This is a genomic window from Lysinibacillus sp. COL-1 (assembly GCF_059814265.1).
Map to the genome: position 1 here is coordinate 515,641 of NZ_JCAWSJ010000003.1, position 21,251 is coordinate 536,891.

Annotated in this window: 22 protein-coding genes; 17 read left to right on the forward strand and 5 right to left on the reverse strand. The window is 38.0% G+C overall.

Annotation, left to right across the window (positions count from 1 at the left end; all coding sequences use genetic code 11):
- Positions 1-81: 81 nt before the first annotated feature.
- A complete protein-coding gene (locus AC6BKE_RS06855; RefSeq protein ID WP_089934591.1) occupies positions 82-882 on the forward strand; it encodes a YwqG family protein in 801 nt (266 codons plus the stop codon).
- A gap of 41 nt (positions 883-923) precedes the next feature.
- Here the strand turns inward: AC6BKE_RS06855 and AC6BKE_RS06860 are convergent, their stop codons facing one another.
- Positions 924-1,109: an SE1561 family protein gene (locus AC6BKE_RS06860; protein WP_036123069.1), complete on the reverse strand. Its 186-nt coding sequence runs from the start codon at positions 1,107-1,109 to the stop codon at positions 924-926.
- Positions 1,110-1,479: 370 nt separating this feature from the next.
- Here AC6BKE_RS06860 and AC6BKE_RS06865 point away from each other — a divergent pair, with 370 nt between their 5' ends.
- From AC6BKE_RS06865 to AC6BKE_RS06875, 3 genes are all read left to right on the forward strand, one after another.
- Entirely contained in the window at positions 1,480-2,664 is a 1,185-nt protein-coding gene (locus AC6BKE_RS06865) for an MFS transporter (RefSeq protein WP_036123066.1), read from the forward strand.
- A gap of 237 nt (positions 2,665-2,901) precedes the next feature.
- Entirely contained in the window at positions 2,902-3,537 is a 636-nt protein-coding gene (locus tag AC6BKE_RS06870; protein ID WP_499856261.1) for a hypothetical protein, read from the forward strand.
- 398 nt (positions 3,538-3,935) lie between these two features.
- Positions 3,936-4,391: a hypothetical protein gene (locus tag AC6BKE_RS06875; RefSeq protein ID WP_499856263.1), complete on the forward strand. Its 456-nt coding sequence runs from the start codon at positions 3,936-3,938 to the stop codon at positions 4,389-4,391.
- 204 nt (positions 4,392-4,595) lie between these two features.
- Here the strand turns inward: AC6BKE_RS06875 and rlmD are convergent, their stop codons facing one another.
- From rlmD to AC6BKE_RS06890, 3 genes are all read right to left on the reverse strand, one after another.
- Positions 4,596-5,984, reverse strand: coding sequence for a 23S rRNA (uracil(1939)-C(5))-methyltransferase RlmD (rlmD, locus tag AC6BKE_RS06880; RefSeq protein WP_499856265.1), 1,389 nt, complete (start codon positions 5,982-5,984; stop codon positions 4,596-4,598).
- A 37-nt stretch (positions 5,985-6,021) separates the two neighbouring features.
- Positions 6,022-6,846, reverse strand: a complete 825-nt coding sequence (locus AC6BKE_RS06885; protein WP_058843697.1) for a polysaccharide deacetylase family protein — start codon at positions 6,844-6,846, stop codon at positions 6,022-6,024.
- Between the two features lie 68 nt (positions 6,847-6,914).
- Positions 6,915-7,823, reverse strand: a complete 909-nt coding sequence (locus AC6BKE_RS06890; RefSeq protein ID WP_499856268.1) for a TIGR01777 family oxidoreductase — start codon at positions 7,821-7,823, stop codon at positions 6,915-6,917.
- A gap of 124 nt (positions 7,824-7,947) precedes the next feature.
- On the opposite strand from AC6BKE_RS06890, the gene AC6BKE_RS06895 reads away from it, so the two are divergent.
- Genes AC6BKE_RS06895 through AC6BKE_RS06910 form a run of 4 tightly spaced genes read left to right on the forward strand, consistent with a single transcriptional unit; the run spans position 7,948 to position 9,768 of the window.
- Positions 7,948-8,355 carry a hypothetical protein gene (locus AC6BKE_RS06895; protein ID WP_499856270.1) on the forward strand — a complete coding sequence of 136 codons (408 nt, stop codon included), beginning with the start codon at positions 7,948-7,950 and terminating at the stop codon, positions 8,353-8,355.
- A gap of 13 nt (positions 8,356-8,368) precedes the next feature.
- On the forward strand, positions 8,369-9,172 hold the full coding sequence (gene recX / locus AC6BKE_RS06900) for a recombination regulator RecX (protein WP_499856271.1): 804 nt from the start codon (positions 8,369-8,371) through the stop codon (positions 9,170-9,172).
- Positions 9,169-9,498 (forward strand): YfhH family protein, encoded by a 330-nt coding sequence (locus AC6BKE_RS06905; RefSeq protein WP_036122247.1) that lies wholly within the window; start codon positions 9,169-9,171, stop codon positions 9,496-9,498. Before recX ends, AC6BKE_RS06905 begins: the two co-directional genes overlap by 4 nt.
- Positions 9,499-9,768: a YfhJ family protein gene (locus AC6BKE_RS06910; protein ID WP_036122243.1), complete on the forward strand. Its 270-nt coding sequence runs from the start codon at positions 9,499-9,501 to the stop codon at positions 9,766-9,768. It begins immediately after the preceding gene.
- A 35-nt stretch (positions 9,769-9,803) separates the two neighbouring features.
- Here the strand turns inward: AC6BKE_RS06910 and AC6BKE_RS06915 are convergent, their stop codons facing one another.
- On the reverse strand, positions 9,804-10,790 hold the full coding sequence (locus AC6BKE_RS06915; RefSeq protein WP_036122239.1) for a metal-dependent hydrolase: 987 nt from the start codon (positions 10,788-10,790) through the stop codon (positions 9,804-9,806).
- Positions 10,791-10,986: 196 nt separating this feature from the next.
- Between AC6BKE_RS06915 and mutY the strand changes: the two genes are divergently transcribed.
- The 9 genes from mutY (at position 10,987) to nikC (ending at position 21,109) form a co-directional block, all read left to right on the forward strand.
- Positions 10,987-12,021: an A/G-specific adenine glycosylase gene (mutY, locus tag AC6BKE_RS06920; protein ID WP_036122236.1), complete on the forward strand. Its 1,035-nt coding sequence runs from the start codon at positions 10,987-10,989 to the stop codon at positions 12,019-12,021.
- Positions 12,022-12,116: 95 nt separating this feature from the next.
- A complete protein-coding gene (locus tag AC6BKE_RS06925) occupies positions 12,117-12,293 on the forward strand; it encodes a gamma-type small acid-soluble spore protein (protein ID WP_008173504.1) in 177 nt (58 codons plus the stop codon).
- Between the two features lie 307 nt (positions 12,294-12,600).
- A complete protein-coding gene (gene ntdP / locus AC6BKE_RS06930) occupies positions 12,601-13,149 on the forward strand; it encodes a nucleoside tri-diphosphate phosphatase (RefSeq protein ID WP_036122234.1) in 549 nt (182 codons plus the stop codon).
- Between the two features lie 200 nt (positions 13,150-13,349).
- Entirely contained in the window at positions 13,350-15,074 is a 1,725-nt protein-coding gene (locus AC6BKE_RS06935) for an ABC transporter ATP-binding protein (protein ID WP_499856274.1), read from the forward strand.
- A 278-nt stretch (positions 15,075-15,352) separates the two neighbouring features.
- The gene (locus AC6BKE_RS06940; protein WP_499856276.1) at positions 15,353-16,366 is read left to right on the forward strand and encodes an ABC transporter ATP-binding protein; all 1,014 of its coding nucleotides are present in this window, start codon (positions 15,353-15,355) and stop codon (positions 16,364-16,366) included.
- Entirely contained in the window at positions 16,341-17,330 is a 990-nt protein-coding gene (locus AC6BKE_RS06945) for an ABC transporter ATP-binding protein (protein ID WP_036122226.1), read from the forward strand. The genes AC6BKE_RS06940 and AC6BKE_RS06945 overlap by 26 nt, the downstream gene beginning before the upstream one ends.
- Positions 17,331-17,351: 21 nt before the next feature.
- Positions 17,352-18,968 (forward strand): ABC transporter substrate-binding protein, encoded by a 1,617-nt coding sequence (locus AC6BKE_RS06950; RefSeq protein WP_499856278.1) that lies wholly within the window; start codon positions 17,352-17,354, stop codon positions 18,966-18,968.
- Between the two features lie 227 nt (positions 18,969-19,195).
- Positions 19,196-20,200: an ABC transporter permease gene (locus AC6BKE_RS06955; RefSeq protein ID WP_036122220.1), complete on the forward strand. Its 1,005-nt coding sequence runs from the start codon at positions 19,196-19,198 to the stop codon at positions 20,198-20,200.
- Between the two features lie 12 nt (positions 20,201-20,212).
- Positions 20,213-21,109, forward strand: coding sequence for a nickel transporter permease (gene nikC, locus AC6BKE_RS06960; protein ID WP_036122217.1), 897 nt, complete (start codon positions 20,213-20,215; stop codon positions 21,107-21,109).
- Positions 21,110-21,251: the final 142 nt, after the last annotated feature.

A 21,251-nucleotide genomic window follows, 5' to 3' on the forward strand; every position in this document is an offset into this window, starting at 1 on the left:
CATAGTATTTGTGAGAAGGGGTTGATTTAATAGAACGTTTGTTCTAAAATAGAAGTGAATCCACATTTAGGAGGAATTTGAATGGCTGCTAAAAATTTACTTGAATTACCGGAAGAATTTGAAAAATATAGACCATTAATAGAAGAAACAATGAAGCCTGTTGTATTGGTTGATACGAAGGTAAGCAAAACATCTTTATTTCAAAGTAAGTTTGCAGGGGATCCCTATTTTCCACTGTCGATGGAATATCCAACAAATAACAATGGACAACCTTTGAAGCTATTAGCTCAAATTAATTTTACAGAAGTACCAAAGCATCTAGCGAATTTTCCAGAAGAGGGAATATTACAGTTTTATATTGATGGTTATGACGATGTGTTAGGAATGGATTTTGATAATGGACAAAATCAAGAAGGATTTCGTGTTATCTTCCATGAATCGATCGTGCATGATGAAACAAAGCTCGTTCAAGATTTTTCATTTGTCAAATTAGTGGATGAGGAGATGTATTTTCCTGTAGAGCGTGAAATGGCACTATCCTTTCAAGCAGGCTTTGAACCATTGTCCATTGATGATTTTAGAAGTAATGACATGTACGCCAGTATCTTAACATCAATAGAGGATGATGATACATTAGAAGATGCTTTCTATGATGCTTTGACTGGTGATGGACATAAAATAGGTGGGTATCCGTACTTTACACAGGAAGATCCACGAGCATACGGTGATTATACGGACTCTACAATCATGTTATTACAGATTGATAGTGTAGGTGATGATATCCTTTGGGGCGATTGTGGTGTCGGCAACTTCTTCATTACAGCAGAAGAGCTAAACAATAAAGATTTTAGCAAGGTACTTTATAATTGGGACTGCCACTAAAAAACAAGCGAGCATATAATATGCTCGCTTGTTTTGACTCATTATTGTTCACGAGCATTAAACTGCTCCATTTTATCTTCTAAATCATCCATCATTTGAATTAAGCGATCGATATCCTCTAATTCAGCAGTTTCGGGATCAAGGGCATCTAATACTTCTAAAAAAATTTCAAGACGCTCTTTTAAGTAGGTTACTTGCTGTTTTTTATCAGTGATTGGCTTTGACATTCGTACACCTCATTTCATCCCTTTTATCGTAGCTGATTTGGGCTTAAATTTCAATGTTTAGGTAAACACCTAGGACTAAGAGATTAATTTTAAAAATCAATAGGCAGAATATTTACAATATTGAGGTTGTATGTTAAAGTTGTTTTAAGATAAAGTAAAGGAGCTGATTGGAAAAAGTATCATTGCAAAGCTAACTCGAAAAGGAGGGAGTTTAAACAAGTATCCGGTAATAATCAAAAGCCGAATTTCGTGTTTATACAATTAAATGAATATAAGGATTAGTTAGGCCTTAGCGTAAAATCACATGTGGTGAGCGCTAAGGCTTTTTGATATGCTGTTCTTTGGAAGAATGACGATATTGGAGGATAAGATGACATACTTCTCAGATTACAGCAAAAAACGATTTACCATTTTAGTATTAATTGTATCCATATCAGGCTTTTCACAAGGGATGCTGTTACCGCTTATTTCGATCATATTTGAACGGGATGGCGTATCCTCGGCATTGAATGGCTTGAATGCAACAGGTTTATACATAGGAACACTATTAATCTCACCATTTATCGAGCAGCCTTTACGAAAATGGGGCTACAAACCAATTATTTTAGTTGGAGGAGCACTTGTTTTTGCATCTTTGCTAGCATTTCCCTTCTGGAAAAGTGTGACCTTCTGGTTTGTCCTTCGTTTGCTCATTGGAGTAGGGGACCATGCCTTGCATTATGCGACACAAACATGGATTACAAGCACAGCAGATCATAAAAGTTTGGGAAAAGGAATGGCCATCTATGGCTTGTCATTTAGTATAGGCTTTGCCGTAGGGCCACTTATGGTGAAGCTGATTGAGATTGCTGAAGCGTTACCGTTTATCATATCATCCATCATGTGCTTGTTTGCATGGTCTTTTGTATTTTTCTTACAAAATGAAAAACCTGAGCGACTAACAGGCGACTTAAATGCAAGAGGATGGCAACGCTACAAAATGGCTATTTTATTTGGATGGATGGCGTTTTTAGGACCTTTCGTTTATGGATTCCTTGAGTCTTCATTAAATGCTTTATTCCCAGTTTATGCTTTACGCAAAGGCTACGAAGTAGGTATGATCCCTATTATTCTATCTGTCTTTACATTTGGTGGGATTTTAACACAAGTACCACTTGGTGCATTAGGGGATAAAGTAGGAAGACGGAATATCTTGATGGTAGGCTCGTTTGGAGGCGCTATGCTTTTTGCAATCGCCAGCTTTTTAGAGCACTCTCAATTAGCTGTGGCTATAGCATTTTTCTTAACAGGCACTTTAGTTGGCTCCATGTTTTCTTTAGGGATTACATACATGGCTGATCTAACACCAAAGGAGTTACTGCCTACAGGAAATTTACTTTGTGGAATTGCTTTAAGTATTGGTAGTTTAACAGGGCCTTTTTTAGGTGGCGTTTATATAGAATATGTAAAAAATTATAGCTTCCTTTTACTTGTAGCAATGTTGTTGCTAGCTGTTGCTATGGTGCTACTTGTATTTGGACGCCAAAAGCATAAACAAACATTAATGGCAAAATAAAAAGAGCGGGGCTCATCTCCCGCTCAAAAACAAAAAACGCCCAGCAAATCCGTGCTGTTATGGCGTTTTTTTGCGTAACAAGGATGTTCCGTCCAAGTTACATAGGTTTGGCACCTAGAAATGTATTATACAGGCATGTTCTTATGAAAGCAATAAAAAATAAAATGGGTAATTTTGGACTTTATACATCTTTCTCTTTATAATGAAAGAACACTTGCTTAAGAAGGAGGTTTTATCATGACTGAAATGAAAAAACTATCTATTCATCGTGCCTTAACAGAATTAAAGATGCTGAACCTACGAATTGAGACAGCAACGAATGAGGTTAGTGCAGTAGTAGCTAATCGAAAAAGTAATCGTAAAATGAATGGTGTAGACATTCAAGAATATGAAAAGCAAATGCAAGCGGCCTATGATAAGGTGGTAGGCTTGATTAGCTATCGAAATAAAATAAAAGCTCTAGTTGTACAGTCTAACGCTAGCACAAAGGTGATAGTTGGTAAGGAAGAAATGACTGTAGCAGAGGCAATCGAACGGAAACAATCTATTCAATATGAAAAGAATTTGCTAGAAATCATGCAGCATCAATATCGTTCAACCATTAATACCGTTGCCAAAGAAAATGATGCATTACCTGAAAAACTGGAAACCTATTTAATTAACATATTAGGTAATAAAGATAAACAGTCTCCAGATGAAGTCAAATTACATACTGAAACATTTATGAAGAGAAATGAGTATGAAATCATTGATCCTTTAAATGTCAAAAAACAAATTGAGTCATTGAGCACTCGTATTGAAGAATTTGAATCAGAGGTTGATGCTGTCCTATCGGAATCAAATGCTACGACATTTATTGAAGTGGAAGCTTAACGAAATAAATAGGCATGGTCTAGCGAAAATGGAAAACGAAAAGTCGCTCGCGCTTAAAGGCATGTGTGCGAGTTAAAACGTCAAACATGTCTTACTCAAAGGAAACTTTCAACTAAACTGATATGAAGGTTTAAAGGTTAAAGGTGAAAGATCAAAACTTACGTGTCAAAGTTCTTTTGATAAAAGCTAAAAGTTTAACATTTAAAAATCTTTTAAATCCTGGGGTATTGGTTAAGGTATCGACTTTTCTGGACCGTCCATCACCCACCAGGCAGCCTGTGCTGTGCATGACATAAAAAGGACATCTCAATTTATTTTGAGATGTCCTTTCAGACTGTAATTTATATTGTCTACTTAAAGGGGAATAAGCAATGTTTCTTTGAAAGGTATGCATTTTTATGAAAAATAATTTAGTTATTTATTATTCCTATAATTTGAATTGGAATTTGCCAGAGACAATTCAAAACGAAGCAAAAGCATTTCTTTGTCAAATTCCCAATGAACTATTGCCACTTATATTTCAAAAATATTCAAAAGAATGTTGGGAGAACGCAGTCGATGTCGTCATATCTATCGGCTATCCAAATAACAAAGTGGCTTTGCCTAAGTTATATGAATTATTTAAGGATTTGAATTGGCCAGGAGCATCAAAAGCCTTAGATTATATAAAGAGTCTAGAACGTCATGTGAATAGTATATATATAGAAAATGCTTGTGCTAAAGCTGTTGAGGAAAATGATACGGAATGGCTTTATTTTTTGTATGAGGTAAGTGTACAACTACATATTAATAAAGACGATTTTAAAGATATTAATTTATATCACGTAATGAAAAATGCTTATGAAGAAGCTTGAATTGAATATTTTTATTGAGAAAGAGTAGCATGTGCTACTCTCAGACTGTAGGCAAACTTTCAAATTTTTTGAGTTTGTCTACAGTCTGACACATCAATTAATTTTGATGTGTTTTTTATTTATTCATTCATTCATATAAAAAGGAAACCAAGGTAAAAAAGATGCAGCCTGTAATATACAGACTGCATCTAAAAAGTCGCCAAACTATTTCTGATACTCAGGTTTCAAAACCATGCTACAAACGCATTCCACCTGTGCCGTCTGTGCGAACATATCGACAGGCTGGATATACTCAACATGATAAAGCTTTGATAATTGTTGTAAATCCTTCGCCAAAGTGGATGGATTACAGGACGTATAAACAAAACGCTTAGGTTTTAGCTTAAGCACTGTTCGAATAAATTCTGGTGCTAGTCCAGTTCGTGGTGGGTCTACTGTAATGACATCTGGAGTAAAACCTTCCTTGCGCCATTTGGCAAGGACACTTTCGGCTGTGCCGACTGCGTATTTTGTATGCTTGAAGCCATGGTTGCGCGCATTTTTACGCGCATCTTGAATACTTTCTGGAATGACATCCATCCCACGTACTTCTTTCGCCTGATCTGCTAGCCATAGCCCAATTGTTCCAACACCACAATAGGCGTCAACAACTGTTTCTTTCCCCGTTAATGCAGCGGCCTTTTTTATTTCATCATAAAGATGAACAGTTTGTGTTGGATTTAGCTGGAAGAAGGCACGAGCTGATAAATCAAAGGCTAGTTCACCAAGCTCTTCATGAATCGTTTCCTTGCCATCCAGTACAATGGTTTCATCACCAAATATTAATGATGTTTTTTCACGATTAACATTTTGTGCTATCGATACGATACTCGGATCGATTTTTTTTATACGTGTGATAAGTTCAGTTAAATGAGGGATTTCTTTTCGTGTTGTGACAAGAACTACTTGTGTCTCGCCAGTACGAATCCCTGTACGTACAACAATCGTACGCACTAAACCATCTAGCGTACGACCGTCGTATATAGTGATATTTAGTTTTTGCAAAATCTTTCTTGTGGCTACGGTAATTTTAGAAGTGACTGGGTGCTGTACGAGACAATCATTAATATTCAAGAGCTTATTGCTTCCTTCAGCAAATAAACCTGCGTATACACGCTTACCCTCTTTACGTACTTGGAATTGGCTTTTATTACGATAGTGCCAAGGATTATCCATACCAAGTGTTTTACGTACTTCGATCGTTTCAGTTAAAGGTTTGGCATAACGTTCTAATGCTTGAATGACAATGTCTCGCTTTTCAATTAGCTGTTTATTATATGTCATATGTTGAAGCTGACAGCCGCCACATTCGTTATAAACTGGGCAAGGTGCCTCCTGACGATGCTTCGAAGCTTTACGAATGTCTAAAACTTCTGCTTCAGCAAAATTACGCTGTGTTTTTGTCACCTGAGCTGTAATTTCTTCTCCGGGAATAGCTCCTTTTACAAAAACTACATTACGTTTATAAAACCCTACACCCTCACCATTAATACCAAGCCTTTTTATTGTTAGTGGGAATTTTTGTCCCACGGTCATTGTTGTTTGCTGCGTCAAACATTCCACGTCCCTGCTCTATAATGTCATCTCCCCATTATAACGAAGGAGCAGGCGATTGCAAAGCGACAGGAAAATCTTCATATTCCAATACTAAATCGTCAAGCGATAAGAAGGTATAGCCCTGCTTTTTAGCTTCCGCAATAAACATTGGTAAAGCTTCGGCATTATCCTGTGCTACAGTATGCATTAAAATAACAGCACCAGGATGTAATTGTTCCATAAGTGCGTTATAGGCATAATCCGCACCACGACGTTCATCCTTCATCCAATCCTTGAAAGCCACAGACCAGAAAATATGGCGATAGCCTTCAGCATTTCCGACTTCTAAAAGTTTTGCATTGAAAGAACCTTCAGGTGGCCGAGCATATGTTGTACGATCGATTCCAGTTAATTCACGTAACTTCCCATCAAATTTCTGCCATTCCGTACGCATTCCATCTGGAGAAAGTCGCGCCATATTGGGATGACCGTATGAATGATTCCCAATAATATGACCGTCTTCCACCATGCGTTTCACTAAATCGCTGGCACTGTCTAAATAATGCCCTGTTAAAAAGAAAGTTGCTGGTACATTTTCTTTTTTCAATGTATCCAAAATACTTTCAGTAAAGCCGTTTTCATAGCCATTATCAAATGTTAAATAGGCAATTTTTTTATCTGGCTTTCCTTTGTAAATCGCACCATATTGGTCAAGTAGCTGATCAAGCTGCGCTCCTGCTTCCGCCTGCTCACCATTTTTAGCACGCTTAAAGCCCCAATGGTGCTCATCAGAACCAGCAGCGAAATAAGGATTAATACTAATTCCTGCGGCAATAATAAAAGTAGCAATTACCGCACCTACAATATGTTGTTTCCACATAAAAAACGCATCCTTTCTTTTTCATTAGAATGCGTAGTTTATAAAAAAATTATCCAACTTAATTTTTGCTAATTCTGAGCTTTTAGCAAATCTTCAAGTGCTTGCTTTAAAACAGGATATTTAAATGTAAAATGATGTTGTTGTAAAACAGTGGGCAGCACATGTTGTCCTTCTAAAACAAGCGAACTTTGTTCACCAAGAGCTAAACGCATCGCAAAACTTGGGACAGGCATCCAATGGCGTCTGCCCATGACTTCTGCGATTGTTTGTCCGAACTCTTTCATTCGCATAGCATTTGGAGCTGTTACATTAAATGGACCACGAATATTTTCATTTATAATCGCGAAATAAATTGCGCGTACTACATCATCAATATGTACCCAAGAGAGCCATTGTTTACCAGAACCAATTGTTCCACCTATATACATTTGATAGGGCAATAGCATAGGTGGTAGTGCACCGCTATTTCGGCCTAAGATGACACCAAAGCGTGCAAAAGCCACGCGAATCCCTAATGATTCTGCTCGTTTCGCATGTCGTTCCCAATCATGGACGGTTGTACCCAAAAAATCATGGGCATAGTCCATAAAATCCTCATGATAGACAGCTTCTGTAGAAGTAGGATAAATCCCCACGGCACTAGCATTGATAAGAACTTTAGGCTTTGACGTTAGCAAGTCCATTATCTTCACTAATTCAAGCGTTGCATTCATTCGGCTCCAATAAATAGCCTTCTTCTGTTTTTTCGTCCAGCGCCCATCATTTAATGAAACACCTGCTAAATTAACAAAGGCATCAGCACCCTCTAAAAAAGGCAAAGGCTGCTCGTGCTGCTGTAGCCATTGTACATAGTGAATACCATTTTCTAGTCTTGAGTGATGACGTGTTAAGACAAAAACATCATGTCCATTATCCTGTAATAGCTTTATGAGTGCACTCCCGACAAAGCCAGTGCCACCTGCAATAACGATTTTCATAACAAGCACCTCTTCTCTGATCGAATAAAAACACTTACTAGTAAGTTTAACACTTAACTCAAAAGCGAACATCTTCAGTGCATTCCAGAATAAGCGTAAATACTCGCGGAAGGAAGAGGAATACTTGCGGAGTGAAGAGAAATACTCGCGGAGGGAAGAGAAATACTCGCGGAGGGAAGAGAAATACTCGCGGAGGGAAGAGAAATACTCGCGGAGGGAAGAGAAATACTCGCGGAGTGAAGAGAAATACTCGCGGAGTGAAGAGAAATACTCGCGGAGTGAAGAGAAATACTCGCGGAGTGAAGAGAAATACTCGCGGAGGGAAGAGAAATACTCGCGGAGGGAAGAAGAATACTCGCGGAGGGAAGAAGAATACTCGCGGAGTGAAGAGAAATACTCGCGGAGTGAAGAGAAATACTTGCGGAAGGAAGAGGAATACTCGCGGAGTGAAGAAGAATACTCGCGAATGAAAGCAAAACCCTCTTGTCAGATCACTGCTCCCTTAAAAAAGAAATGCTATAATATGCAATAGTGAGGTGTTTGCTATGCGTATAATTACGAAAATTGCACGTCAAAAAAACAATTCTGAACGATATAATATCTATATAAATGAGGAATATGCTTTTCCAGTTGATGAAGCCATACTTATTCAATTCGGTTTAACAAAGGGAAAGGTGCTTGATGAATTTGAAATCCAAGAGATTGCCTATGAGGATGAAATACGTAAGGCCTTTAATAAGGGGTTAAACTTTCTTTCTTATCAAATGCGAAGCGAGCATGAGGTGAAGAAAAAACTGCTCGCATTAGATTTTGGAGAAGCCGTAATATTGGAGGCAATTCAGAAGTTAAAGTCTTATGGCTTTATCAATGATGAAAACTATTCAAAGGCATTGCTTGATACCAAGAAGGCTACGATGAAAAAAGGGCCGAGAGCCATTAGACAAGATCTTATTAAAAAGGGCATTGAGAAAAATTTGCAGGATGAAGTGCTTGCTACATATAGTTTTGAGGAACAATTAAAACTGGCAATGCAGTTAGCGGAGAAAATTATTCGCTCACAGAATAAGAAAACGCCAACACAAATAAAGACCAAGATCCAGGACTTTCTTTTAAGAAAAGGTTATGCATTTCCGATCGTGGAAGAGGTGCTTAGCCAAGTTGAGATAGTGCAGGATGATGATAACTGGCAGCAGTTATTAAATACTCAAGGCGAAAAAGTTTGGAAAAAGTATGTATCGAAGTATACTGGTTATGAGCTAAAGATGAAAGTTAAACAGGCGCTCTATCAAAAGGGTTTTCCTATAGAAATAATAGATCGTTTTATAGAAGAGAAGGAGAATGAAGAATGAACGAAAAAAATTATGCTGCGATGACCGAGCACGAACTGCGAGAAGAAATTGCTTTTCTAAAAGAGAAAGCTCGAAAGGCAGAACAGCTAGGAATTCTCAATGAGTTTGCTGTTTATGAGCGCAAAGCTTTAATGGCAGCAGCGTATTTAGTAGATCTGGATACGATTGTTCCTGGAGAAATGTATCGTATTGATGGTTCAGATAATGAGTTTTTCCAAGTAGATTATTTAAAGGGTCGCTTTGCTTGGGGACATCGTTTAGGCGGAGACAAGTACCAAGAGGCATTACCTGTATCGATATTATCCCCTGTAAAGGCGGGTAAGTAAATGGAAGAAAAACTTGAAAAATTAACAGCAGAGTTACTAGCAAAAAATCCACAAATGTCTGTTGGACGGGCACGAGTTTGGGTGGAATTATTATGGAGTGATTTTGAATCAACAGCTGCGAAAGCAGGATATGCTTATCGTGGGGCAGAGTACACAGAAAATCTTGTGCGTCAATTAATTGCAAGCTATGGTGATAAATTACATGTTTTTGCAGGACGCAATCCGAAATATGCTCATTTCTTAGATGCCAGTGATGATATGTTACAATAATAAAACCCTGACCACTATTGGTCAGGGTTTACTGCTTAATTACTTGCGCCAATTTGTAGCTTTTTCTGTAGTTTATCTTCTGTAAAAATCCACCCTGTATAAGACGTAACAATTTCATAATCATCGTTTAAATGTGCAACAGCTACGAAAGGATAGCGATTATCACTACGATAACGTAAATCGATTAACCTTACTTCTGTTAAGCCATTTTCAAGTTCTGAAATTTCCCATCTGTACATTGGAGAGAAGGACACAAATGCAGCTAGATTAGAATCTTTCATTGCCGCATCTATAACTGGAGTTTTAGGTAAAGGCTTGATTTCGAATTTATCGTAAATATTAACAGTCCTTCCATAAGCACGCCCAACATAATAATGAGTCTTAGACTTGGCTGCGATTCGCCAGTGGAAGAAGCGCATTGTAGGTGCTACAATAACATATTCCTCGTCCTGAATGGTATGATGCACAGCTTTTTTTACAGCTCTTTGAACAGCAAATCGTAAAATATAATAAATCACAATTACGATATACATGATACTAAATGTCCAAACTGGATTTGTGCCAAATGCCCATAACACTATACCGAGGCAATGTAAGGAAAAGATAATTGGATCGAATGTATTGATGACACCTAATGCTACCCATTTTTTAGAGAATGGCCGAATTGCTTGCGTACCATAGGCGTTAAAAATATCAACAAAGACATGAAGGCCAACAGCTAAAAAGGTCCAAAGCCATAAATGAAACACATTTACGTCTTGCAAAATAAGCGATAAAACAACTGTAATTAAAATAGGCCAAATAGCCACAGCTGGTAGTGAATGTGTAATTCCTCGATGATGTCGAATATAGATAGCGTTATTACGTAGCTTTAACACAGTGTCGACATCTGGAGCTTGTGAGCCAATAATTGTCCCTGCCATTACTGCTGTAAAAGTCATTGAATGATTGGCTACTACAGGGTCGGCTAATGCAAGACCGCCAAGGGCAATACCCATAACGAAATGTGTACCTGAATCCAAAAATATCCACTCCTAGTATGCGGTAAAATCGAGTACAATGTGCATACATCTTTATTTCAATAATAATAAAAGATCTATTAAATTTTATGACATTCAAGCAAAGGAGACGATTTTTGTCGACTAAACCCGAATGTTCTTTTCTTAATTGTATACCCTTTTCATCATAAATTAAATCGTAAAAACAACGGAGGTCACTGTGAATTACCCATATGTAACAGAATTTCGACAATCTTTAGTCGACTGGTTTAACGCTGAGAAACGCGACTTACCGTGGAGACATACAACTGACCCTTATAAAATTTGGGTATCAGAAGTGATGCTACAGCAGACACGTGTCGACACAGTTATTCCTTATTACAATCGTTTTATGGAAAGTTTTCCAACATTAGATTTGCTCGCAGAAGCACCACAAGAATACTTACTGAAGCATTGGGAAGGTCTTGGGTATTATTCTCGAGCTCGCAACTTACAAGCAGGTGCTCGTGAGGTTTTAGAAAATTACGGAGGCGTAGTACCAGACAATCGCCACGAAATATCAAAATTAAAAGGTGTTGGTCCCTATACTGCAGGTGCTATTTTAAGTATTGCCTACAACAAGCCTGAACATGCAGTAGACGGTAATGTTATGCGAGTTTTAAGTAGGGTACTTGATATACATGATGACATCGCTATGCCAAAAACGAAGAAAGTTTTCGAAGTAGCGGTGGAGAAACTCATTGATCCTGAGCATGCTTCCTCTTTTAACCAAGGTTTAATGGAACTCGGCGCGCTTATTTGTACACCTACCTCGCCCAAATGTTTATTATGCCCAGTACGAGAATATTGTACGGCGTTTAATGAAGGGGAACCAGACAAATTACCTGTCAAATCAAAAAAAATAAAAATGAAGCACCTTACATATGATGTCCTTGTATGTGAAGATGAAAACGGACGATTTTTAATGCAGCAGCGTCCTGAGAAAGGTCTACTTGCTAATCTATGGCAATTTCCGATGATTGACACAAGCCAATCTACAGTAGAAAACTTTAAAAAAGAATTTACAGTAAATGTTCATGCCGAACATGAGTTGCTTACATTTAAACATGTTTTTTCACATTTAACTTGGCATATAAATAGCTATTATATGAAATGTGAGTCTTTTGCGCAGGGCGATTGGCTAAGCCGAGAGCAAATAGAACGTTTGCCGATGCCTGTCCCGATGCTAAAAATTTGGGAAGAAGTCAAAAAGTAAATCGCAGGAAATTAAATCCATCTTAAAATAATCAATTCATGAGCATAAAAGTCATCACCTCAGTACACAATAACTAGCGTGGAGGTGAATGAAGGATGAAAAAACAAAACAACCAAAATTTCCAACCGAATAAAAACATGCAACGTCAAAGTGAAGAGTTTGGTTATGAAACGGACGTAAATGAAGTGCAAAAGCAAAATGCAAAAGCAGAGCAAAAGAAAGCTCCAGCTTCAGGCCGTTTCTCTAAAACTAACCAAGATTTAGGTGAGTAACACTTTGTAACTGCATAACTGCATTTACCTCTAAGGGGCTGTCTAAAATCCGAAAAGATGAAAAAGACAGCCCCTTTCTAATTGCTAAGAAAATCCTCTAAAAGTGGTATAGCGTTGCAATTAATTAAATAATCCCACTGAGGCTGACAAGCTTATAAAAATCGCTTTAATTGACTAAATTTTATACTAATTCAAAATGGCGTAGTGAAATTTGTGGTTTTCTAACTACACCTTTCGCGTACACATTGCTATAATATACTAGAGACTGCTAGATTTAGGTAGCATAGACGAAAAGGTGGGCTTCAAAATGGCATTACCGGTAGAAGGAGAAACGATACAAATACATAGTTATAAGCACAATGGCCGTATCCACCGTGTTTGGCAAGAAACGATGGTTTTAAAAGGAACAAAGAATATCGTTATCGGTGCGAATGAACGGACCCTTGTGACAGAATCCGATGGTCGGACATGGCTAACGAGAGAGCCTTCTATTTGTTACTTTCATGCGGAACACTGGTTTAACATCATCTGTATGCTACGTGAAGACGGTGTGTATTATTATTGTAATCTAAGCTCACCATTTGTTTTCGATAATAATGCCATTAAATATATCGACTATGATTTAGACATTAAAGTTTATCCTGACATGTCTTATACCCTCTTAGATGAGGATGAATATGAGCTTCATCGTAAGGAAATGTCTTATCCTGAAGTCATTGATAAAATTTTAAAGCGCAATGTCGATAAATTAATAAGCTGGATTCAACAAAAAAGAGGACCATTTGCACCCGACTTCATCGATGTCTGGACAAATCGTTACAAGTTCCAGCTTGATATGCAGTCAGATGATTGTTAGTGACACCTATTAGTTTACCTAATAGGTGTTTTTTTGTTGGATACAGCCAACTGTAAAGAGAGAAGTAAAATAGTTCGCTGTAAAGTCAATATAACTGTATTTTAATCAAAATATTGCTATAATACGTAGGGCATTCATAATCGAATGTCTGTTTCTTTTTGTAAGGATGTGATGAAAAGTTGGGAAGCATAAAGCGGTATATGCGCTTTGTAAAACCATATACATGGGAAATTATTTTAACGATTATCATTGGTATAGTGAAATTTGCTATTCCCCTGTTTATTCCACTACTCATTAAAATTGTGTTAGATGATATTATTGCAGCAGAAGACCTAACAGATGTAGATAAAACAAAAGAGCTGTTATATTGGTTAGGCGGAACTATTATTGTGTTCTTTATTATCCGTCCACCAATCGAGTATTATCGTCAATATTTTGCACAACACGTTAGTAATAAGGTGTTGTTTGATATTCGTAAGGAAATCTACGCACATTTACAGCGATTAAGTTTAAAATATTATGCCAATACACGTGCTGGAGATGTTATATCAAGGGTCATTAATGATGTTGAGCAAACGAAGAACTTTGTTATGACGGGGTTAATGAATGTTTGGCTGGACCTAGCGACGATTATTATTGCGATTATCATTATGCTAACAATGGATGTAAAGCTGACATTAGTCGCATTAGTCGCTTTCCCATTTTATGCATTAAGTGTGAAATACTTTTTTGGCAAACTGCGAGCTTTAACACGTAAACGTTCTCAAGCACTTGCGGGTGTACAAAGTTATTTACATGAACGTGTAGCTGGTATGAGCATTATTAAGAGTTTCACACTAGAAAAGCATGAACAAAAATTATTTGATACAGCAAATGGGGAATTTTTAGAAAAGGCACTCGACCAAACAAAGTGGAATGCTAAGTCATTTGCAGTAGTTAATACAATCACGGATGTAGCGCCATTGCTTGTCATAGCCTATGCGGGCTACCAAGTCATAAATGGATCACTTTCAGTTGGAACAATGGTTGCTTTTATTGCTTATATTGAACGATTGTATGGTCCACTTCGCCGCCTTGTAAGTGCCTCGACTACTTTGACGCAGTCGATCGCCTCAATGGATCGGATGTTTGAATTAATAGATGAGCCCTATGAAGTGAAAAACAAGGACAATGCTCGTGAACTACTACGTGCAAATGGGGAAGTTTGCTTTCACAACGTGTCCTTCCAATATGAAAAAGTTGGCGCATCTATTTTAAATGCTATCGATTTTACGATTAATCCTGGAGAAACTGTTGCATTTGTTGGGATGAGTGGTGGTGGTAAATCCACGATTATCAGTTTGATTCCTCGTTTTTACGATACAACAAGTGGTAAGGTGACGATTGATGGACACGATGTACGAGATATCACTATACATTCGTTACGCTCACAGATTGGTATTGTTCTGCAAGATAATATACTTTTTAGTGATTCTGTTAAAGAAAATATTTTAATGGGACGACCAGATGCAACAGATGAACAAGTCATTGAGGCAGCTAAAGCTGCAAATGCACATGACTTTATTATGGGTTTGCCTAATGGCTATGATACAAAGGTTGGAGAACGAGGTGTAAAGCTATCTGGCGGGCAAAAACAACGGGTTGCTATTGCGCGAGTATTTTTAAAAAATCCACCGATTTTAATCCTTGATGAAGCTACTTCTGCGTTAGATTTAGAAAGTGAAGCATTGATTCAAGAATCACTCGATAAACTTGCTCATGAACGGACGACCATTATCATCGCACATCGTCTGTCTACTATTACCCATGCGGATAAGATTTTCGTCATAGATCATGGGCAATTAATAGAAAATGGTACACATGAACAATTAATGGACAGACAAGGAACGTATTATAATTTATTCCAAGTACAGCATTTAGATTAAAATTTATATGATATATGGAATTTTTTCAAAATAGCCTTTCATTTAATGAAGGCTATTTTTTTGTTATAAAGGCTAAAAAACTATCTCTTTATAAGATTTAGTTATTATGAAATGAGATTAATGTAGAAATACTATGTAATTTGGAGAATATTAGTGATTGAAAGAGCAAAGATTTTTAGGTAGAATTATCTGAAAATAGGGAATTTAACGAAAGTTATAGTATGCTATTAATAACATTATACAACTAAGTAAAATATAGGTAGGGTGGGACGTTGCGCATGAGGAAGAAGCTACTAGAAATAAAAGGTTTAAAAACAACCTTTTTCACAGATAATGGACAAATTCCTGCTGTAGATGATATCAATTTTTCTGTCCATGAAGGGGAAATTTTAGGAATTGTAGGAGAATCGGGAAGCGGAAAAAGCGTTACGTCGTTGTCCATCATGGGATTGATCCCATCACCACCAGGGAAAATAACAGGTGGCGAAATTTTGCTAGATGGCAAAAATCTCGCAAAATGTACGGATAAACAAATGCAAAAAATTCGTGGAAAAGACATTGCGATGATATTCCAGGAACCAATGACTTCTCTCAACCCCTTGTTTACGATTGGCGACCAGCTAAAAGAAGCAATTCTAATTCATAATCCAAAATGGTCGAAAAAGGAAGCGTTTGCAAGAGCGGTTGAAATTATGAAACTTGTAGGTTTACCACGGGCTGAGGAATTGTTAAAGGATTACCCCCACCAGCTATCTGGTGGAATGCGTCAAAGGGTTATGATTGCCATGGCACTTGTTTGTGATCCTCAAGTATTAATTGCAGACGAGCCTACAACCGCATTAGATGTGACGATTCAGGCTCAAATATTACAGCTCATGAAAGACTTAAATAAACGGTTGAATACAGCTGTGTTGTTAATTACACATGATTTGGGCGTTGTAGCGGAGACTTGTGAGCGAGTGATTGTAATGTATGCTGGACAAATCGTGGAAGAGGCACCGATTCAAGAAGTTTTTACTAATCCGAAACATCCTTATACACAAGGACTTATTCAATCAGTACCTGATATGCGTTATAAAAAAGACAATCTATATTCTATTCCTGGTAGTGTACCAAAACCTGGGAGCATCCAGGTCGGCTGTCGATTTGCGGCACGCTGTGAACATGCGATGGAACGTTGTTTACAAGAAACACCACCTTTATTTGAGGCAGCAGAGAACCATAAATCGAGATGTTTTTTACTAGAGAAGCAGGGGGTGGAACAGCGTGTCGAAAGCGTTATTAAAGGTTGATGGTTTAAAAAAATATTTTCCTATTCGAAAGGGTGTCCTGAATTCACATGCTGGGGATGTGAAGGCGGTGGATGATGTTTCATTTGAGGTATTTGAGGGAGAAACATTAGGCATTGTAGGAGAGTCAGGCTGTGGTAAATCCACAACAGGCCGCTTATTAATGCGTTTATTGGAGCCAACGGAAGGTAAAATAGAATTCGCAGGTAAAGTAATTTCAGAATTATCCAATAATGAAATGAGGAAGGCACGTAGAGATATTCAAATGATTTTTCAGGATCCCTATGCCTCATTAAATCCGCGCCATAACATCGGCAAAATTTTAGAGGAGCCCCTTATTGTTCATGGCATAGGAAATGCCAAAGAGCGGAAACAAAAGGTGTTGGAGCTACTTGAGATTGTTGGATTGAATGAATATCATATCAAGCGTTATCCGCACCAGTTTAGCGGAGGGCAAAGGCAGCGTATCGGAATTGCTAGAGCCTTGATGACCAACCCGCGCTTAATTATTGCGGACGAGCCAGTATCTGCGCTAGATGTGTCCATACAGGCACAAGTATTAAATTTATTGCAAAAGCTGCAAAAGGATTTAAAGCTGACTTATATTTTTATTTCCCATGATTTAGGGGTAGTGCGCCACATCAGCAATCGTGTTGGCGTAATGTACCTAGGTAAATTAGTAGAGTTGACAGCGAGTGAGGACTTATATGCTGAACCGCTTCATCCATATACACAGGCACTCTTATCTTCGGTCCCTGTTCCTGATCCGATGTTTGAACGGGAACAGATCATTATTTCTGGAGATATTCCGAGTGCATCAAACCCGCCAAGCGGTTGTACTTTCCATACGAGATGTCCTTTTAAAAAGGAGCAATGCTCCCAAGTAGTACCTAAAATGCAAGAAGTAAAACCGGGTCATTATGTTGCTTGCCATCTTTATGAGGCGCTTCAACATTCAATGATATAAAAACTCATAGGGGGAAATTTAATGAAGAAAAAGAAGCTTTGGACTTTAGGGGTAATGCTACTCCTTATTCTCTCGACAATCTTAGCAGCTTGTGGCGGCTCAGATACTAAGGATACGGGTAGTAAAGATACATCAACTGGTGGCGATACAGCTGGCAGTGGTGAACCAAAAATATTAGTGTATGGTCGTGGTGGAGATTCAGTAGCACTAGACCCTGCTGTTGTTACAGATGGTGAATCTTTTACGGTAACAGCTAATATTTATGAAACATTAGTAAACTTTGGCGAACAAGATGTAACGATTCAACCTGGGTTAGCAAAATCATGGGAGGCTTCAGAAGATGGATTAACTTATACTTTTGAGCTACAAGAAGGTGTGAAGTTCCATGATGGTACAGATTTTAATGCCGAGGCAGTTGTGAAAAATATTGAACGTTGGAAGTCAAGTACTGATAAATATCCTTATTTTAGCTCCCAATTTGTCGTTGGAGACAAACAAGTAATCGAATCAGTTACTGCTGAAGGTGACTATAAGGTTGTATTTAAGTTAAGTCAACCACAAGCACCATTCCTAAAGAATTTAGCCATGTCCCCATTTGCGATTGCTTCGCCTACAGCATTTGAGGCAGATGAAGAAGGCTTATCTGCAAATCCAGTAGGAACAGGCCCATTCAAATTTGTTAGCTGGGTACGTAATGATTCTGTAACGATCGAGAAAAACCCAGACTACTATATTGATGGCTATCCAAAATTAGATAAAGTTATTTATCGTTCTATTCCAGATAACTCTGCGCGTTTAAATGATTTGTTAGCAGGCAATATTGATGTGGCTGATGGTTTAAGTCCATCTGATAAAGCAACAATCGAAGGCGATGCTAAATTACAATTAATCGAACGTCCATCTATGAACGTTGGTTATCTAGGTTTAACAGTGACTCGACCACCATTCGATAATGTCAAAGTGCGTCAAGCAGTCAACTATGCAATTGATAAGCAAGCATTGGTGGATGCATTTTATGAAGGACTAGCAGAGCCAGCGAAAAATCCAATGCCACCAGTAATTTCAGGTTATAACGATGATGTTACAGGCTATACGTATGATCCTGAAAAGGCGAAGGCATTACTTGCTGAAGCAGGCTATGATGGTAAAGAAATTGAGTTATGGGCAATGCCAGTACCACGTCCATACATGCCAGACGGACAAAAAGTAGCAGAAGCGATTCAAAAGAACTTAGAAGATGTAGGCATTAAATCTAAAATTGTATCATTTGAATGGGCTACTTATTTAGAAAAAGCACAAAATGGTGAAGCGGATGCATTCTTACTTGGCTGGACAGGTGATAATGGAGATGCGGATAACTTCCTATACACGTTATTAGACGGTGATAATATCCATTCTAATAACTATACATTCTATGACAATCCAGAATTACACAAGTTGTTAACAGCTGCTCAAACTGAAATTGATGAGGACAAGCGTAATGAACTTTATAAGCAAGCTCAAGTCATGATTTCTGAGGATGCTCCATGGGTTCCACTTGCTCACTCTATTCCAATTTTAGCTGCTAATGTGAAAGTGACGAATTATATTGCGCATCCTACAGGTTCTGACCGTTTAGATGCAGTAGATATTCAATAGTAAACTTCATTTTCTAATTGAATAGAGGAGTTTAAAAGAATCTGCTTGCTTTTCTGCGGGTAAGCCGTGGAAATCTCGCAGATTCTTTTCTAGTAATAGACAATCATTTTCTCCTGTGTGAAAGATCACTCATCTAAACATTCAAAATCGTTTGGTGAAGGTTCAACCTTTCAACAGTATATAAAGACTTCAAAGTAGATTATGAAAATCATAGAGAGGTGATGAAGATGCTTCACTATATGGGGAGACGTTTACTCCAGCTAATCCCAGTTTTGCTTGGAATGACTTTTATCGTCTTTATGTTGATACGCGCAATACCTGGTAATCCAGCACAAGTTATTTTAGGACAACAGGCGACAAAAGAGGCGGTCGAGGCGTTAAACGCAAGTTTAGGATTAGATAAGCCTTGGTATACACAATATTTTAGTTATTTAGCAGGCATTTTTCAGGGAGATTTAGGTGTTTCCTTACGTACAAAATTACCTGTATCAGAAGAAATTTTTCCATACTTAGCAGCAACAGCTGAACTTGCATTTTTCGCAATGATTATTGCCATTGTTATTGGGGTGAATGCGGGTATTATTTCTGCATGGTTCCAAAATTCTTGGTTCGATTATACAGCGATGGTGGTGGCATTAGTTGGTGTATCTGTACCTGTATTCTGGCTAGGCTTGATGGAACAGTGGACATTTAGTAGTCAGCTTGGCTGGTTACCTACTTCTGGTCGAGAGGATGTTCGAAATCCAATAACCTCTATAACCCATTTTTATTTATTGGATACGCTCATTCAAGGGCGCTTCGATCAATTTATTGAAGTTGTAAAGAGGTTAATATTACCGGGAGTTGCACTGGCAACCATTCCTATGGCTATTATTGCAAGAATCACAAGATCTTCTATGTTAGAAGTTATGCGCTCAGATTATGTACGTACTGCAAGAGCAAAAGGCCAAAAAATGTTTATTGTTGTGTATAAGCATGCTTTAAAGAACGCTATTATTCCTGTAATAACGGTAATCGGGTTACAGACGGGGTTACTACTAGGGGGAGCCATTCTAACAGAGACGATTTTTAGTTGGCCAGGAATTGGTCGTTATATTTATGATGCGATTGGCTTCAGGGATTATCCTGTCATTCAATCAGGTATTCTAATCGTTGCATTTATTTTCATCATGATTAACTTAATCGTGGACTTACTGTATACAGTGATTGATCCACGTATTAAATACAAATAGAAGGGAGCTGCAATGATGACTGGAGCAATTGACATAAAAAAAGAAGCAGCACCAGTTCAAGAACGAGCGGTCGGTCCATGGTTAGAGGGCTGGCGAAGCTTTAAAAAGAGCAAAATCTCTTTAATAGGTGCAGGGATTGTTATATTTTTTATATTACTTGCTGTAGTAGGACCGCTCGTTGCACCACAAGGGATAAATGAACAAGATTTATCGAAGCGTTTACTAGCACCATCAGGTGATCATTGGTTTGGAACAGATGATTTTGGGCGAGATATTTTTTCTAGAATCATTCATGGTGCACGAATTTCGCTATGGGTAGGCTTTTTTTCAGTTGTTTTATCGGTAATTGTTGGTAGTTTGCTTGGTATTATCGCCGGTTATTATGGTAAATGGATTGATACAATTATTTCACGTATTTTTGATATTATGCTCGCTTTCCCTAGTATGCTATTAGCGATTGCTGTTGTGTCGGTACTAGGACCATCCTTACAAAATGCATTAATTGCCATTGCCATTATTAACATACCGAATTTTGGACGTTTAATTCGTTCCAAAGTGTTGAGCGTCAAAGAAGAAGAGTATATTGTCTCAGCAAAAGCAATCGGCATGCGTGATTCACGAATTTTATTTTCACATATTTTGCCGAATTCTATGACGCCTATTATTGTACAAGGAACGCTTGCAATTGCGACTGCCATCATCGAAGCAGCAGCATTAGGCTTCCTCGGACTGGGCGCTCAAGCACCAGCACCTGAGTGGGGAAAAATGTTAGCAGATGCTCGAAAGTTTTTATTAAATGCTCCTTGGACTATGATTTTCCCAGGATTAGCAATTATGCTAACGGTTCTTGGCTTTAACCTGATGGGAGATGGCCTAAGAGATGCACTCGATCCAAAGATGAAAAGTTAGTTAAATACTATAGCCTTCTACTAGTTAGAAGGTTTTTTTTAGCTATTTTGCCCATCTATACGAAAGGGAATAAAAGGAACTCTTTTACAGCAAAGTCGTTTTAAAGAGTAGTAGGTAACAGGAGGAATTTTCTAAAAATAAG